Raw genomic sequence first — 15,034 nt, forward strand, 5'->3', positions numbered from 1 at the left:
CAACCGATCCGGTTACCGGACAGCACCACCCTCGTCGCCCCACCCGAGTTCACCGCCTGCCACGACGAGTACGCGCCGTCCTTCGCGTACAACACCCCCGCCGAGTTCACGAACGCGAACCGGTCACCACTGACCGCGATGTCCCGCACCTGCCCGCCCCCAGCCAGCGTCAACCACTGCCCGTAGACACCCTCCTTGACATAGAAGTTGCCGCCCTGCACCCAACCGATCCGGTTACCGGACAGCACCACCCTCGTCGCCCCACCCGAGTTCACCGCCTGCCACGACGAGTACGCGCCATCCTTCGCGTACAGCACCCCCGCCGAGTTCACGAACGCAAACCGGTCACCACTGACCGCGATGTCCCGCACCTGCCCGCCCCCAGCCAGCGTCAACCACTGCCCGTACACACCGTCCTTGACATAGAAGTTGCCACCCTGCACCCAACCGATCCGGTTGCCGGACAGCACCACCTTCGTCGCCCCACCGGCGTTGACCGCCTGCCACGACGAGTACGCGCCATCCTTCGCGTACAACACCCCCGCCGAGTTGACGAACGCGAACCGGTCGGGAGCGGCCCCGGCCGGCGTCAGGTCCGGGAACGGAAGGTTGATCGGCGCGCCCTTGGTCACCGTGGCGCCGCAGGCGTACGCCGGGGCGATGTTGTGGACCGCGCCGTTGCGGCGGATCTCGAAGTGCAGGTGCGGGCCGGTCGAGTTGCCGGTGCTGCCGACGTACCCGAGCACCTGCCCCTGCCCGACCTGCTGCCCGAGCGCGACCGAGGCCGGCTGCGCCATGTGCAGGTAGCGGGTCTGGTAGCCGCTGGCGTGCGAGAGCGTCACCATGTTGCCCCCGCCGGAGGTCCAACCGGCGAACGCGACCGTGCCCGGATAGGCGGCCCCGATCGCCGTCCCACCGTTCCCCGCGACGTCCACCCCGTAGTGGTCGCTGTCGGTGGCGCCGCACCGGTTCGACAACACCCCCGTGACCCGCCCGCCCACCGGCTGGATCATGGCCCCGGTCTGCGCGGCCGCCGGCTGCGCCGGCACGAGCGCAAGTCCGCACAGGACCGCCGCGGCCACCGTCAGCGCCCGCAGCCGCCTACCCGCTGTCTCCTTGGTCACGCCATGCCTCGCGATCTCATCGGCATCGATACAACTGCGGAGACAAGATAGACGAAGGAGTCGCCGGCGTCCTCCCCCGCGCCCGTGCTGCGACGGCGGGGGCCTTCGGGCCGGGGCCGTCAGGTGTTGACCGGGCGGCGGGCGATCAGGCGCACGTGGGTGACGGGCCAGTCCAGCGGTTCGCCGGCCGGGGTGCTGAGGGCGGCCACCGGGGCGAGGCGGTTGGTGACGATCCAGTCGTTGCGGGACGTCGCGCTCGCTGGGTCGATCTCGAACCCGACGTCGGTGAGCAACGACTTCCAGTCGGCGTACTCCAGGCCGCAGAACTGTTCCTGGGTCTCCGACAGCCAGTTGTCGGTGTAGTCCTTGCGGGTGAGGAAGTCCATCGCCGCGCCGAGGGTCAGCTCGACCACGCCGTCCGCCCCGTCCACCGGGCGGTACGCGAACGGGAACCGGTAGTCGACCGCGAACTGGTCCAGCCGGGCCCGGGTCGACAGCGCGTCGACGTACGCCGTCACCTCACCGGGCGCCAGGGCCGCCAGGTCGGCACGCGGCCGGGGCGGGTTGACGCCGTCCGTCGTGGCCAGGCGCAGGTGCACCGTCCGGTCCCGGCCGTCCGGCCCGCACACGTCGCTGTTGATCCACACCCCGCCGGGCACGGTGTGGTCGTAGAGGGCCTGCACGAACCGGCGCAGCGAGGCCATCCGCTCGCCGTACGACCAGATCTCGTGGGTCAGCGCGAAGGTCATCGTGGTGTCCACCGAGCGCGGCGCGAACACCGCCCCGCCGAGCACGTTGCGCCGGTAGAAGAAGACGTTCGGGTTGGCGAAGACGCCCTGCGCCTTCTTGTGGACGCACTCCTCGAACAGGTGCCGGGCCACCTCGACGCCGATCAGGTCACTCTCCCGCAGGGCCGGCTCCCGGTCGGCCAGCTCCAGGACGGCGCCCGCGCCGCAGCCGACGTCGACGATCCGCCCCGGTCGCACGTGCTCGCGCACCGCGTCCCACTTGCGCTGCGCGGCGTCGCTGAACGCCTCGGCGTACGTCCGGTAGTCGCGGGTGGCGGTCAGTCCGCCCTCGTCGCCGACCACCGGGTCGTTCACCACGGAGCGGACCAGGTCGTCGAGCCGGTAGCGGCGGTACACGTCGACGGTGGCCGGATGGGTGAGGTCCCGCCACGACGGGTCGTCGTCGGCCAGGCGCAGCAGGACGTCCCACGGCCGGACCGGTGTCGGCTCGACGTCGGCCTCCACCCCGGCGATCCGGAAACCGAGCCGTTCGTACATCGCGGCGACCTCCGGCGTCGAGCAGGCGACCACCGTGTCCGCCGGGGTCAGCTCCAACCCGGTGGACGCCGCGACGGTCTTCAGGGTCACCTCGGCGAACCTGTCGGTCGGTACGGTGTCGAACACCGGCACCACCACCGACCGGAGCCCGGCGAGCACGCTGAACCGTTCGATCGCCGCCTCCCGCCGGTGGTACGGGACCGGGTTGCGCCGGGTGTTCTCGTGGTTGGCCGAGGTGACCGCCCACACCACGGTCGCGCCGCCGGCGTCGTCGCTCCCGGTCGTGCCGCCGGCGTCCTCGCTCCCGGTCGCGCCGTCACCGTCGGCGAGGGGGTCGTCGCCCTGCGCCGCGAGCTGGCGGAGGTACCCGGCCTGGAAGCGGGTCAACAGGTGGTGGCGGCCGGGAAAGAGCAGGTAGCGGGGCATGGCACGTTCCTAGCCGATGCCCCGCGTGCGGTGCGCGGCAGGGGTGGGTGGCACCGACCGGCAGCGGGCCGGCAGCCCTCGGCGGAGAACGGGGACCGCCCCCGGACCGGCCCGCCGTTACATTGGAGACATCAGCAGTCAACGATCTGGGCGCAGCCCGTCCGGAGCCGGCTCCGCGTCGCGCAGCCCGGACTGGGCCGCGGTGGGCGCGATCGCCGGTGTGGTGGCCACCGTGCTCACCCTGCTCACGTACGTGCTGCCACGGGAGCCCTCCGTGCCGCCGCCGGCCTCGGGAGCCGGAGCGGGGCCGTCACCGGGGCCCGACCCGACCACGCCCGACCGGGCCAGGCCCGACCGGACCCCGCCGGACCAGACGACCGCGCCCGCGGCGGACGCCACGAAGGACCACCCCGTCACCAGGACGCCGCGGCCGCCCGCCCCGGGTCGACTGCCGTCGCTGGCGCCGCTGCAACCGGCCGGCTGCGAGGAGGCGCTCGCCGTCGTCGACCGGTTCTACCGGACCTCGGGTTCGACCCGGCAGAGCCGGCAGGCCGCGGCCACGACCGCGTACCAGGGCATGATGGGCGCGAGCCTCCAGGCCGAGGGCGGCGTCCACCAGGCCACGGTGGCACTGTCGCAGGACTTCTCCGAGCTGCGCTTCATCCTGTCGGGCATGGTCGCGAGCGACTACGAGGTGGTGCAGGCCAGGACGGACCGCGACGCCCAGCACCTCCGGGACGTGTGTGACGCCGGCTGACGGCACCGCCACGTGACACCGGACGGTCGCCCCGGCCGGCAGCCACCCGACGCGACCGGGCCCGTGCCGGCGTCCGGGCGGGCCACGGCGGTACGGTCGCCGACATGGGTGACGCGGAACGACCGGTCGACTGGGCCGAGGGTGAGTGGTGGAACGAGCCGGTGCGGGTCGAGAACGGGCCGGCGGGCGAGTTGCTGGTGCAGCCGGCCGAGGGCAGCGACCTGTGGCGGCACACCTCGTACGGCTTCGTCCACGACGACGCCCCGGCGCTGCTCGCGCCGCTGCCCGCCGGCGAGGCGATGGAGGTGGCCTTCGTGCTCGACTACGGCGAGCAGTTCGACCAGGCCGGCGTGCTGGTGCGGGTGGACGACCGGAACTGGGTCAAGGCCGGGGTGGAGGTCAGCGACGGCGAGCCGCAGGTGGGTGCCGTGGTGACCCGGGAGGTCTCCGACTGGTCGGTCGCCGGCGTGCCGAGGTGGGCCGGGCGGGAGGTGACCGTCCGGGTCAGCCGCGACGGGGACGCGCTCACCGTACGGGCCCGCGCCGACGACGAGCCGTGGCGGCTGGTCCGGCTCGCACCGCTGGCCCCGGACGCGGTGGCGACGGCCGGGCCGTACTGCTGCTCCCCCACCCGGGCGGGCCTGCGGATCCGGTTCACCGGCTGGCGACGCGGGCTGGCCGACGCCGCGCTGCACCCGGAGGAATGAACCCGGGTGGCCCTACTCACGGGCAGGTGTGACGGCCGGGCCGCAGGGTAGATGTCTCTGATCGGACCCGGCCGAAAGGATCGCGATGGCACTCGCCGAGAACGTCGACCCGACCGAACTCGGCGGCCTGACCGGGTGGGTGGCGGGGGTGATCGACGCCGCCGGCGCCGTCGGGGTGGCCCTGCTGGTCGCCCTGGAGAGCATCATCCCGCCGATCCCGAGCGAGATCGTGCTGGCGATGGCCGGCTACCTGGCCAGCGAGGGACGGTTCAACGTCGTCCTGGTGGGGCTCGCCGCCACCGCCGGCTCCCTGGGCGGGGCACTGGTCCTCTACTGGCTGGGCGCGGCTGCCGGCGAGGACCGGCTCAAGCGCTGGCTCGACCGGCTGCCCCTGGTCGACCTGGACGACCTGGAGAAGGCCGACCGCTGGTTCGAGCGACACGGCCGGTGGGCGGTCCTCTTCGGCCGGATGATGCCGGTGGTCCGCAGCCTGATCTCCATCCCCGCCGGGGCCAACCGGATGCCGCTGCCGGAGTTCATCGTGTTCACCACGCTGGGCAGCGGCATCTGGAACGCGCTCTTCGTCGGCCTGGGCTACGCGCTCGGCTCCCGCTGGCAGCAGATCGAGCAGTACAGCAAGTGGTTCGACTACGGCATCATCGCCGTCTTCGTCGTGATGATCGCCTGGTGGGTGATCAAGAAGACCCGTCGCCGCCGCGCCCACGCCGACGCCACCCCCTGACTCCCACCCACCCCCGCCGCACCCGCCCCGCCCCAACCCGCCGCACCTCGCCGCGCCGCGCCGCGCCGATCATGCAGTTGTGGTGCCGGTAGTGACCACATACGCGGCTTATGCGGACCACCACAACTGCATGATCGACCCTGTCGGGCCGTTGACGCGGGCGGGCGGGGAAGAGCGGGGGCAGGAGGGGCGGGGTCAGGAGGGGCGGGGAGGGGTCAGGGGAGGGTGTCCAGGTGGGGGGCCACCGTACGGGCGAAGGTGTTGCCGTTGCTCACGTCCCAGTTGACCGACCAGGTCATCGCGCCGCGGATGCCCGGGTAGGTGCGCGGCGGGCGGAAGCTGCCGCAGTTGGTGCCCCGGGCCAGGCAGTCCAGCGCCGCGTTGACCACGCTGGGCGCGACGATGCCGCCACCGGCCGCGCCGGGACCGGCCGGCAGGCCGAGGCCGACCTGGTCCGGACGCAGGCCGGCCTCCAACTGGATGCAGGCCAGCGCGACGATGAAGTTCACCGTCCCCTGGGGGTACGCGGCGTTGCGGTCGCAGCCCAGCATCGCCCCCGAGTTGTAGAACTGGGTGTTGACGACGGTGAGGATGTCCTTGATGTCGAGCGCCAGCTTGAAGTAGCTGCTGGCCGGGGACTGCATGTCGATGGTCTGCGGGGCCATCGCGATGATCAGTCCGGCGCCCACCTTGGCGCGCAGTGAGCGCAGCGCCTGGGCCATGTAGGTCGGGTTGAGCCCGTTCTCCAGGTCGATGTCGACGCCGTCGAAGCCGTACCGCTTGATCAGCGCGTGGACGCTGTCGCTGAACGCGGCGGCGGAGGCGGCGTCGTTGACCGCCACCCGGCCGGTCTCGCCGCCGACGGAGATGATCACCTTCTTGCCCCGGGACTGGAGGGTCCGGACGTCGGCGGAGAAGTCGGCGTCGGTGTAGCCGCCGAGGGCGGCGGACAGGCCGGGGTCGATGGCGAAGGCGACCGCGCCGGGGGTGGCGGTGGCGTCGGCGAAGGCGACCGCGACGACGTCGTACTCGGCCGGCACGTCACGCAGCCGCAGCTCGACGGCCGGGTTGTCGAAGTTGTGCCAGTACCCGGTGAGGATGTGCTTCGGCAGGCCGGTGTTCGGCGGCGGGCTCGTCGGGGGCGGCGTGGTCGGGGGCGGGGTGGTCGGGGGTGCCGTCGTCGGCGGCGCGGTGGTGGGCGGCGCGGTGGTGGGGCTGGTGCCGCCACCGCACGCCGTGCCGTTGAGCTGGCAGTTGGTGGGCGAGCCCGGCCCGGCGCCCAGAAAGCCGAACGAGACCGAGGCGCCCGGGGCGAGGCGACCGTTCCAGGACCGGTTGGTGAAGGTGTGCCGCTGGCCGGACGAGGTCAGCAGCGCGTCCCAGTAGCTGCCGAGAGTGGTGCCGGCCGGCAGGTCGAAGGCGACGGTCCAGCCGTCGACCGTGGACCCGCCGCCGTTCGTGATCGTGTACTTCCCCTCCCAGCCCGATCCCCAGTCGGACGTCTTGACGAAGCTGGCGGTCACCCCGGCGGCGAACGCGGGCATCGCCACCCACACCGCGCCGAGCGCCGCCACCACGGCTGTGACCAGCGAGAACACCAGAGATCTAGATCTTTTCACGACACCCTCCACACCCGGATGCCATCCATCGGCATCGACATTGACGCCTATTATTAGGAGTGTTAACTGTTTCTGTCCAGAGCAGGCCGACGGGAGCCCCCGGCAACAGCCGGGGGCTCCACGGGACTCAGCGGACAGGAGCGGGCTCAGCGGGCTCGGGGAAGCAGCGGGATCAGCGAGCTCCAGCAAGCCCAGCCGGCCCCAGCGGGCCGAGCAGGCTCAGCGGCGGAAGGTGAACCAGTTGACGTTGACGAAGTCGGCGGGCTGCCCGCTGCTGAAGGTCAGGTAGACGGTCCGGCGGCCGGTCGGGCCGGCGACGTTGCCGGGAACCGAACGCCAGCTCTGCCAGCCGCCGGTGTTCCCGATCGCGAAGCTGCCGATCGTCGGGCCGGTCGGGCTGTCCAGCCGGACCTCCACCAGGCCGCTGACCCCGCCCGCCGCGCCGGACGCGACCCGGGCGACGAAGTCGCGTGGCGGGCTGGCCCCGAACTCGACGTTGTCGAACCGCACCCAGTCGCCGTTGCGCAGTGCGCCGATGTTCTGCCCGCCCTCGGCGCACGCCTCGACGAGCACCCCGTTCTGCCCGTTGAACGACTCCGCCTGGATCGTCGCGTACGCGTCGCGCACCCCACCGGGCGGTGGGGTCGTGGGCGGCGGGGTCGTGGGCGGGGGCGTGGTGCCGCCACCCCGGCTGTACACCGCCACGTAGTCGACAAGCATCGGACGGCCGGGGACGGTGGCGGCGGTCGGCGTGGCGCCACCGGCCACCCCGTTCGGGAAGGCCCCGCCCATCGCCACGTTGAGCAGCAGGAAGTAGCCGGCGTGGTTGGTCATCTGCGACCAGTACGGCTCGCCGACCCGGGACTGGCTGACCGAGTGGTAGAGCTGGCCGTCGACGTACCAGCGCAGCTGCTGCGGGCTGGCCGAGGCGTCCCACTCGAACCGGTAGGTGTGGAAGGCCGACTGGCAGGTGCTGCCGGGGCAGGCCCGGGACGCGCCGATGCCGTTGAACTCGTCGCACGGCCCGCCGGGGGCCACGCCGCAGTGCAGTACGCCCCAGACCGAGTTGAGGCCGTTGACGTTCTCCATCACGTCGAACTCGCCGATGCCCGGCCAGTTCTGGTAGTTGCCCCGGTACGGCGAGCCGAGCGCCCAGAACGCCGGCCAGTAGCCGGACGCCTGGGCCCCGGTGACGTTGGGCATCTGGATGCGGCCCTCGATGGCCAGCACGCCGCCGGACGGCGGCTTGAAGTTGCTGCGCACGGTCTCGATCCGGGCCGAGGTCCAGCGGCCCGAGGCGTCGCGCAGCGGGGTGATCCGCAGGTTGCCGCCGCCGTCGTGACTGACGTTGGCGGTGCTGTTGGTGTACGTCTGGATCTCCCCGGTGCCCCAGTTCGGCGGGCCGCCGGGATAGCTGGTGCCGGTGTCGATGATCCAGTTGCCGGCGGACGGCAGGGTGCCGGCCGCACCGGTGAAGTCGTCGCTCCACACCAGGCTCCAGCCGGGCGCGGGCGCCGGGACGGCGGCGTTCGCCGTCACGGTCGTGCCGACCAGTGCGGTCGCGGCGGCGGTGAGGAGGGTCAACGCCAGGGTCAGCCGGCGTCGCGGGGGCAGGGCGGCGGGCGCCGCCGGGGCAGGTGTCATTTGACGTGCCTCTCTGCGGGGAACGGGCGAGAGAGCGCTCTCTCAGGAGTTGTACGTGCCGGCTCCGCAGATGTCAACGCCCATCGATGCGGGCTGGCTCGGGGCGCGGGCGGCGCAGCACCGCCTGCTCCCCCGCCGACCAGGCGGTGGTGGTGACCAGGTAGATCACCGCCGCCAGCGGCAGCACCAGCGCCACCAGCACTGTCGTGTACGGCAGCAGCGGCAGCAGCCGGCCGAGCACGGCCGCGCCCGGCCCCTCGGTCGGCGTACCGGCCACCGTTCCCGTCGCCGCCGCCGCGCGCCGCATCCGCCGCGACGTCCACCAGGCGAGCACGAGCAGGGCCGCCAGCAGGGCGCCGAACAGCGGCAGCGCGCCGCCGACCGCCCCGTCGCCGAGGTGGTGGCCCAGCGGCACACCGGCCAGGCGCTCGGCCAGCAGCCCGGTGCCGCCCTCGGCGGTGGTGAAGAGCCGGTACATCACCAGCAGGAACGGGGCCTGGAGCAGCAGCGGCAGGCAGCCGGACACCGGGCTGGCGCCGTTGGCCCGGTAGAGCGCGAACAGTTCGCCCTGCAACCGGGTGGGGTCGTCCGCGTACCGCCGCTGAAGCTCGCGGACGTCGGGGGCGAGCGCCGCGCGGCGCCGCTCCCCGCGGACCTGCATGAGGGTCAGCGGCGAGATCAGCAGCCGGACGACGACGGTGAGGGCGACGATGGCGGCGGCCGTGGCCGCGTCGCCGGCCAGCGGTTCCAGCAGGGTGGTGAACCAGGTGAGCGCGCGGCCGGCGGCGCCGACGGCGTCGTGCAGAGGTGCGAAGGCGAGCATGGGTGACCCCTCGGTCCGATTCCGGGTGCCGGTCCGGCGGGAAGGCGGGTCGCCGGACGGGCGGATGGCGGCGGAATCGGCCGCGCGGCGGTGCTACGCGGCCGAGGGGAACGGCCCGGGCGCGCGGGGACGGGGACGCCCGGCGGCGTCCGGGTCGACCTGTCGCGGCACCCGGCGGCGGCGGGCCCGGGCGCGCAGGGCGGCGGCGCGGCCGGCCCGGGGCGTGTCGACGACGCCGGCCGCGTGCGCCGCGAGCGCGACGGCGAGCAGCGCCACCGCGGCGAGCGCGGCCCCGGCGAGCAACCCGGCCGGGCGGTCGGCGAGCAGGGTCAGGTGGGCGAGGGCGTACGCCCACGTCCCCAGCACGATCCCCAGCAGCCCCGGCACGCCGACCAGCCTAGGACCCGCTGTCACGCCACCCGGCCCAGTTCGCGCAACCGGCCTCCCGCACCCGCTCTGACCTGCGCTTATGCGACAGGTCCGGGGTGGACGGAGGCGCGGCGGAAGTGGTACGACTTGGGTGCGTCGACAGCCGACGTCGGTGTGTCGTCCTTCTCGGTCGCCGGTGTGCTTCCGCGTCGTCGGGATGCCACGCCGACCCGGGCGGTGGGAGCGGGTCCTCCCGGTACACCGTCGGCACCGGGCGCCCGCCCCGGCCGACGGGTCACCTCGACGAGGTGGCGGGCCATTCTGAGGAGCTGCCGTGCCCCACAACCGAATCCGATCGAGGCACCAGCCCTTCGAGATCGCCATCATGGCGACCGCCCCCGTGTGCGGCGTCCTCCTGATCGTCCTCGACGTCCGGCCGCAGTCGGTGGAGATGGCCATGCCGGGGCCCATCCAGGCGGGGTGGGAGTCGGGCCTCATCGTGGCCGGCGTCGCCGGGCTGCTGGGCGTGCTCTGGCCGGGCCGGCTCTCCACCGGCCTCGGGATCGAACTCGCGTCGGTGCTCGCGCTGGGCACGATCACCGGCATGTACGCCGTCGCCCTGGCGGTGGTCGCCGGCGCGCAGGGGGTCGCGGCGATGTCGTTCGTCGTCGCGGTGGCCGTCGGCTCCGGGTGGCGCGCCGTCCAGATCGCGCTCGACCTGCGCCGGCTGGCCCTGGCCGGCCAGGCCACCCAGTTCGCCGGGGTGGCCGTCGGTGGCACCTTCTCCGCCAGGGGTGGGACGTGAACACCACGGCGCCGGCCGCCCCGCACTGGGTGCAGGTCCTGCTCTCCGTCCTCGGCGTGCTCGGGGGGACCGGCGGCCTCGCCGTCATCGCCACCGTCATCGTGCAGCGGGGCAAGTTCAAGGCGGACGCCGCCGACACCCTCACCGACGCCGCCCTCACGCTGGTGCAGCCGCTGCGCACCCGGGTCGCCGAGTTGGAGGAGGCCGCGCTGCTCACCCGGGCGCAGCTCGACTCGGCCCGCGAGCAGGAACGGCAGCTGCGGGCGACGGTCTGGGACCTGCGCCAGACCCTGGACCGGTGGCGGGAGGCCATCCTGGCCCCGGACGCCACGCTGCGCCGCGTCCGCGCCCTGGTGCGCGACGGCGAGGACCGCTGGCCACGGTGACCTGCGGGTCGCGCACGGCGTGATCCCCTTTGCGGGCGCGCGGCGGGCGACACGCCGGGGCCGCGTTTCTCCGCCTCCGCACGGTGGGTAACCACTGACCGACCCCGCGCGGACGGACCGCTGCCGGGCGCGAACGGACGGTGGTGACGATGACCGGCCAGGTGGCGGAGGCTCCGAGCGGTACGGCCGAGGGGACCAACCTGCTCACGGTGGGTGTCGAGGAGGAGTTCCTGCTCGTCGACCCGCACACCGGGGCCGCGGTGCCCGCTGTCGACCTCGTCATGGAGCAGGTGCCGCCCGAGCTGCGCGGTCAGGTGGAGCGGGAGTTCCAGACCAGCCAGATCGAGATCGGCAGCCCGCCCGGCCTGGAACTCTCCTCGATCCGGCACTCCCTCGGCGTGCTGCGGGCCGCGCTCGCCGACGCGGCCGAGCGGGCCGGCGTACGGCTGCTCGCCATCGGCACCGGGCCGGTCGACGGTCCGGTGCCCCCGGTGGTCGACAAGCCCCGCTTCGACCGGATGATCGAGCGGTTCCGCCTGCTGGTTCCCGGCCCCGGCAACAACGGCATGCACGTGCACGTCGGGGTGCCCGACCCGGAGACCGGCGTGCAGGTGCTCAACCACGTCCGGCCCTGGCTGCCGGTGCTGCACGCCGTCACCACCAACTCCCCCTTCGCCAGGGGCGAGGACACCGGGTACGCGAGCTGGCGGTCGGTGGAGTGGGAGCGCTGGCCGTCGGTGGCGCCCACCCCGTACCTGGAGTCCCACGAGCACTACGAACGGCTGATCCGGCAGTTGATCGCCAGCGGCGTGATGCTCGACGAGGGGATGCTCTACTGGTACGCCCGCCTGTCGGCCAAGTACCCGACGGTGGAGATCCGCATCGGTGACGTCTGCCCGTCGGTGGACGACGCGGTGCTCGTCGCCGCGCTGGTCCGGGCCATGGTGGCGACCGCGATGGACGACATCGCCGCCGGGCGGCCGGCCCTGCGTACCGACCACCACCTGCTGGTCGCCGCGCACTGGCGGGCGGCCCACGACGGGCTGGAGGGGGACGGCGTCGACCTGACCGACGGCGAGCTGCGGCCGGCCTGGGAGCTGTTCGACCAGCTGATCGAGCGGCTGCGCCCGGCGCTGGAACGGCACGGCGACCTCGACGAGGTGACCGGGCTCGTCGCCGGGCTGCGCCGGCACGGCAGCGGGGCGGCCCGGCAGCGCGCCGTCTTCGCGCGTACCGGCAGGCTCGTGGACGTGGTGGAGGACGTCGCGCGGCAGACCCGTGGCGCGGGCCGCTCGTGACAGGATGATGAACGTGGCGCAACGGCTGATCGTCATCGGTGGGGACGCTGCGGGAATGGCGGCGGCGTCGCAGGCTCGACGCCGGCGGGACCGCGGCGACCTGGAGATCGTCGCCTTCGAGCGGGGGCACTTCACGTCGTACTCGGCGTGCGGCATCCCGTACTGGATCAGCGGGCTGGTGCCCGAACGGGACCAGTTGATCGCCCGCGCCCCGGAGACGTTCCGGGAGAAGTTCGACATCGACGTCCGGCTCCGGCACGAGGTGACCGCCATCGACCTCGACCGGCGCGAGGTCACCGCCCGGGACCTCGACGACGGCGGCGAGGTCCGGGAGCGTTTCGACACCCTGATGTACGCCACCGGGGCCGTGCCCAAGAAGCCCGACTGGGCGGACACCGACGCCGGCGGGGTCTTCGGGATGCAGACCCTCGACGACGGCGCCGCGCTGCGCGACTGGCTGGACGCCGAGCCCCGGCCGCGCCGGGCGGTGGTGATCGGCGGCGGCTACATCGGCGTGGAGATGGCCGAGGCGCTGATCCAGCGCGGGCTCGCCGTCACCCTGGTCGAGCAGGCCGAGCAGCCGATGGCCACCGTGGACCCGGACATGGCCGAGCTGGTCACGGACGCGATGCGGGGCATCGGCGTCACCATCCGCACCGGTCTCGGGGTGACCGGCCTGGAGGAGACCGACGGCCGGGTGTCCGCGGTGGTCACCGCCGAGGGGCCCATCCCCACCGACGTGGTCGTCCTCGGTCTGGGCGTACGCCCCAACACGGCGCTCGCGGAGGCCGCCGGCCTGCCGCTGGGCGTCACCGGCGGGATCCGGGTCGACCGCCGGATGCGGGTGCAGGGGGTGCCGGACGTCTGGGCGGCCGGTGACTGCGTGGAGACCGTGCACCGGGTGACCGGGCTGCCGGTGCACGTGCCACTGGGCACCCACGCCAACAAGCAGGGCCGGGTCGCCGGCATCAACATCGGCGGCGGGTACGCCACCTTCGCCGGAGTGATCGGCACCGCCGTCACGAAGGTCTGCGACCTGGAGGTCGGGCGCACCGGGTTGCGCGAGAAGGACGCCGCGGCGGCGGGGTTCGAGTTCGTCTCGGTGATCGCCGAGTCGACCAACCGCGCCGGCTACTACCCGGGCGCCCGGCCGATGACGGTGAAGCTGATCGCGGAGAAGCCCAGCGGGCGGCTGCTCGGGGCGCAGATCGTGGGCTGGTCCGAGGCGGCCAAGCGGATCGACACCCTCGCGGTGGCGCTCTGGAACGGCATGACGGTGGACGACATGACCGCGCTCGACCTGGGCTACGCCCCGCCGTACGCCCCGGTCTGGGACCCGGTGCTGATCGCCGCCCGCAAGGCCGTCGACGCCCTGGCTGCCGTCGGCCGCTGAGCGTCAGGTGTGAGGAAGGGGCCCTTCCTGTCGCGCAGGCGACAGGAAGGGCCCCTTCCTTGCGTGCGGCTGTCGGGGGTGGGGGTTAGCGTGTGCCCGCTCGCGCCCCACCGGTCACGCCAGGCCGGTCGCTGACCCCCCTCGGAGGCCCCCATGCCGCAGGAGACGACCTACCTCGAACTGTCCGAAGCGGATGGTGCGCACAAGTTCTACGAGGTCGTCGTCGACGATGCCGCGCTGACCGTCCGCTACGGCCGCATCGGCGACCAGGGCCAGGTCAAGACCACGGCCTACGCCGACAACACCAAGGCCCGCGCGGCGGCGGCGAAGAAGATCGGCGAGAAGGTCCGCAAGGGGTACGCCCCGGCCGTGCGCGGCGTGCGGCAGAAGCGCGCCGTCTCCCGGCGGCAGATCGTCAGCACCCGCTCCACCGCCCGCACCGCCCCGGTGCTGTGGCGCTACGACTCCGGCGCCCCCGCCTTCGGCATCTTCGTCGACGGGCAGAGCTGCATGGTCGGCAACGAGCGCGGGGTCATCACCACGCTCGGCCACGACGCCCGGGTGCTCGACCAGGTCCGCCTCCCCGACGGGGTGAAGTGCATCGTCGCCGACGACGCCTGGATCTACGCGGGCTGCGACGACGGCAACGTCTACGACCTGTCCGGCAAGGTGCCCCGGGTGGCCTACGAGATCGCGCCGGAGATCGACATCTACTGGTTGGACATCCACGACGGGGTGCTGGGCGTCTCCGACGCGGGCGGCGGCATCGTCGCCGTCGACCACGAGGACGAGTTCCTCTGGCGCCGGCAGGGTCGCGGCCGGTCGGCGTGGATGGTGCGCTGCGATGCCGACGCGCTCTACCACGGCCACTCCCAGGGGGTGACCAGCTACGACTGGCGGACGGGCCAGGAGCGGTGGCACACCCGTACCGGATCGGTGCTCTTCGGTTGGCAGGAGCGCGACGCGGTCTTCGCGGGCACCGGCACCCGGGAGGTGGTGCGGCTGGCGAAGGACGGCCGCGCCGAGCGCACCTACCGCTGTGACGCCCCGGTCTTCTCCTGCGCCACGGCCGAGGGCGGCCGGTTCGTCTTCGCCGGCGACAGCCAGTCCTCGATCTACTGCTTCGACGCGGCCGGCAACCGGCTGTGGAAGCTCGGCACCGGCTGCGGCTCGGCCTACTCGATGCAGTACCACGAGGATCGGCTCTACGTCGTCACCACCAGCGGCCACCTGGCCTGCATCGACGCCAGCGAGCCGGCGATCCGGGCGGCGGAGGCCGGCAGCGTGCCGGAGGTGGTCGACGTCAAGGCCCCGCCCCGGATGCCGGAGCCGGCGGCCTGGACGACGGTCGAGGTGACCAGCGACGTCAACGGCGGCGTGGTCGTGCAGTGCGTCGAGGACCGGGGACGGCTGCGGGTGCATGTGGTCTCCCCCGGTTTCCACCGGGACTGGTCCGTGCAGTTCCCGAAGGGCATCCGCGAGCCGGGCGCGCGCTACCTGGTCACCCAGGTCCGCGAGTCCGGCCGGGGCGGCTTCTACCGCGCCCACGGCGACATCCGCCGGTTGCGCTGACCGCGCTCCCTCCCCCGCCCCCTCCCCTCCGCCGCCCGCCCCTTCCCCGACGCGGTGATCAAGAGGTTTGCGTCCGGTTCGAT

At 73.4% G+C, this 15,034-nt stretch carries 14 protein-coding genes; 8 read left to right on the forward strand and 6 right to left on the reverse strand.

Annotated elements, in window-relative coordinates; all coding sequences use genetic code 11:
* Together ACLQ20_RS04230 and ACLQ20_RS04235 are read right to left on the reverse strand one after the other, a co-directional pair.
* Nucleotides 1-1,124 (reverse strand): peptidoglycan DD-metalloendopeptidase family protein (locus ACLQ20_RS04230; RefSeq protein WP_425854261.1); only part of this gene is annotated, 1,124 nt, incomplete at its 3' end.
* Nucleotides 1,125-1,243: 119 nt separating this feature from the next.
* Nucleotides 1,244-2,836 carry a class I SAM-dependent methyltransferase gene (locus ACLQ20_RS04235; RefSeq protein WP_425854262.1) on the reverse strand — a complete coding sequence of 531 codons (1,593 nt, stop codon included), beginning with the start codon at nucleotides 2,834-2,836 and terminating at the stop codon, nucleotides 1,244-1,246.
* Nucleotides 2,837-3,038: 202 nt separating this feature from the next.
* Here ACLQ20_RS04235 and ACLQ20_RS04240 point away from each other — a divergent pair, with 202 nt between their 5' ends.
* The 3 genes from ACLQ20_RS04240 (at nucleotide 3,039) to ACLQ20_RS04250 (ending at nucleotide 5,042) form a co-directional block, all read left to right on the forward strand.
* On the forward strand, nucleotides 3,039-3,593 hold the full coding sequence (locus tag ACLQ20_RS04240; protein ID WP_358117855.1) for a hypothetical protein: 555 nt from the start codon (nucleotides 3,039-3,041) through the stop codon (nucleotides 3,591-3,593).
* Between the two features lie 104 nt (nucleotides 3,594-3,697).
* On the forward strand, nucleotides 3,698-4,300 hold the full coding sequence (locus tag ACLQ20_RS04245; RefSeq protein ID WP_358117852.1) for a DUF1349 domain-containing protein: 603 nt from the start codon (nucleotides 3,698-3,700) through the stop codon (nucleotides 4,298-4,300).
* 85 nt (nucleotides 4,301-4,385) lie between these two features.
* Complete coding sequence (locus ACLQ20_RS04250) at nucleotides 4,386-5,042, forward strand: DedA family protein (RefSeq protein WP_311412091.1); 657 nt, start codon at nucleotides 4,386-4,388, stop codon at nucleotides 5,040-5,042.
* A 215-nt stretch (nucleotides 5,043-5,257) separates the two neighbouring features.
* Here the strand turns inward: ACLQ20_RS04250 and ACLQ20_RS04255 are convergent, their stop codons facing one another.
* From ACLQ20_RS04255 to ACLQ20_RS04270, 4 genes are all read right to left on the reverse strand, one after another.
* Entirely contained in the window at nucleotides 5,258-6,661 is a 1,404-nt protein-coding gene (locus tag ACLQ20_RS04255; protein ID WP_358117895.1) for a chitinase, read from the reverse strand.
* A gap of 219 nt (nucleotides 6,662-6,880) precedes the next feature.
* Nucleotides 6,881-8,305 (reverse strand): carbohydrate-binding protein, encoded by a 1,425-nt coding sequence (locus tag ACLQ20_RS04260; RefSeq protein WP_358117849.1) that lies wholly within the window; start codon nucleotides 8,303-8,305, stop codon nucleotides 6,881-6,883.
* 73 nt (nucleotides 8,306-8,378) lie between these two features.
* A complete protein-coding gene (locus ACLQ20_RS04265; protein ID WP_151457082.1) occupies nucleotides 8,379-9,128 on the reverse strand; it encodes a YidC/Oxa1 family membrane protein insertase in 750 nt (249 codons plus the stop codon).
* Between the two features lie 93 nt (nucleotides 9,129-9,221).
* Nucleotides 9,222-9,515 (reverse strand): DUF6412 domain-containing protein, encoded by a 294-nt coding sequence (locus tag ACLQ20_RS04270; protein WP_311413083.1) that lies wholly within the window; start codon nucleotides 9,513-9,515, stop codon nucleotides 9,222-9,224.
* Nucleotides 9,516-9,831: 316 nt separating this feature from the next.
* Here ACLQ20_RS04270 and ACLQ20_RS04275 point away from each other — a divergent pair, with 316 nt between their 5' ends.
* The 5 genes from ACLQ20_RS04275 (at nucleotide 9,832) to ACLQ20_RS04295 (ending at nucleotide 14,951) form a co-directional block, all read left to right on the forward strand.
* On the forward strand, nucleotides 9,832-10,302 hold the full coding sequence (locus ACLQ20_RS04275) for a hypothetical protein (RefSeq protein ID WP_225852466.1): 471 nt from the start codon (nucleotides 9,832-9,834) through the stop codon (nucleotides 10,300-10,302).
* A gap of 38 nt (nucleotides 10,303-10,340) precedes the next feature.
* On the forward strand, nucleotides 10,341-10,688 hold the full coding sequence (locus ACLQ20_RS04280; RefSeq protein WP_192581567.1) for a hypothetical protein: 348 nt from the start codon (nucleotides 10,341-10,343) through the stop codon (nucleotides 10,686-10,688).
* 149 nt (nucleotides 10,689-10,837) lie between these two features.
* Nucleotides 10,838-11,986 carry a carboxylate-amine ligase gene (locus ACLQ20_RS04285; RefSeq protein ID WP_192581566.1) on the forward strand — a complete coding sequence of 383 codons (1,149 nt, stop codon included), beginning with the start codon at nucleotides 10,838-10,840 and terminating at the stop codon, nucleotides 11,984-11,986.
* A gap of 13 nt (nucleotides 11,987-11,999) precedes the next feature.
* A complete protein-coding gene (locus ACLQ20_RS04290; RefSeq protein WP_425854267.1) occupies nucleotides 12,000-13,379 on the forward strand; it encodes an FAD-dependent oxidoreductase in 1,380 nt (459 codons plus the stop codon).
* A 153-nt stretch (nucleotides 13,380-13,532) separates the two neighbouring features.
* The gene (locus ACLQ20_RS04295; RefSeq protein ID WP_425854269.1) at nucleotides 13,533-14,951 is read left to right on the forward strand and encodes a WGR domain-containing protein; all 1,419 of its coding nucleotides are present in this window, start codon (nucleotides 13,533-13,535) and stop codon (nucleotides 14,949-14,951) included.
* Nucleotides 14,952-15,034 lie beyond the last annotated feature (83 nt).

Origin of the sequence: Micromonospora sp. DT46 (genome assembly GCF_049841735.1) — a bacterium.
Lineage (GTDB): Bacteria > Actinomycetota > Actinomycetes > Mycobacteriales > Micromonosporaceae > Micromonospora > Micromonospora reichwaldensis.

What these genes read in the sequence shown, in the direction of transcription:
- ACLQ20_RS04235 (WP_425854262.1), bottom strand. Translation starts at nt 2,836, where the DNA reads ATGCCCCGCTACCTGCTCTTTCCCGGCCGCCACCACCTGTTGACCCGC.
- ACLQ20_RS04245 (WP_358117852.1), top strand. Translation starts at nt 3,698, where the DNA reads ATGGGTGACGCGGAACGACCGGTCGACTGGGCCGAGGGTGAGTGGTGG.
- ACLQ20_RS04250 (WP_311412091.1), top strand. Translation starts at nt 4,386, where the DNA reads ATGGCACTCGCCGAGAACGTCGACCCGACCGAACTCGGCGGCCTGACC.
- ACLQ20_RS04260 (WP_358117849.1), bottom strand. Translation starts at nt 8,305, where the DNA reads ATGACACCTGCCCCGGCGGCGCCCGCCGCCCTGCCCCCGCGACGCCGG.
- ACLQ20_RS04265 (WP_151457082.1), bottom strand. Translation starts at nt 9,128, where the DNA reads ATGCTCGCCTTCGCACCTCTGCACGACGCCGTCGGCGCCGCCGGCCGC.
- ACLQ20_RS04285 (WP_192581566.1), top strand. Translation starts at nt 10,838, where the DNA reads ATGACCGGCCAGGTGGCGGAGGCTCCGAGCGGTACGGCCGAGGGGACC.
- ACLQ20_RS04295 (WP_425854269.1), top strand. Translation starts at nt 13,533, where the DNA reads ATGCCGCAGGAGACGACCTACCTCGAACTGTCCGAAGCGGATGGTGCG.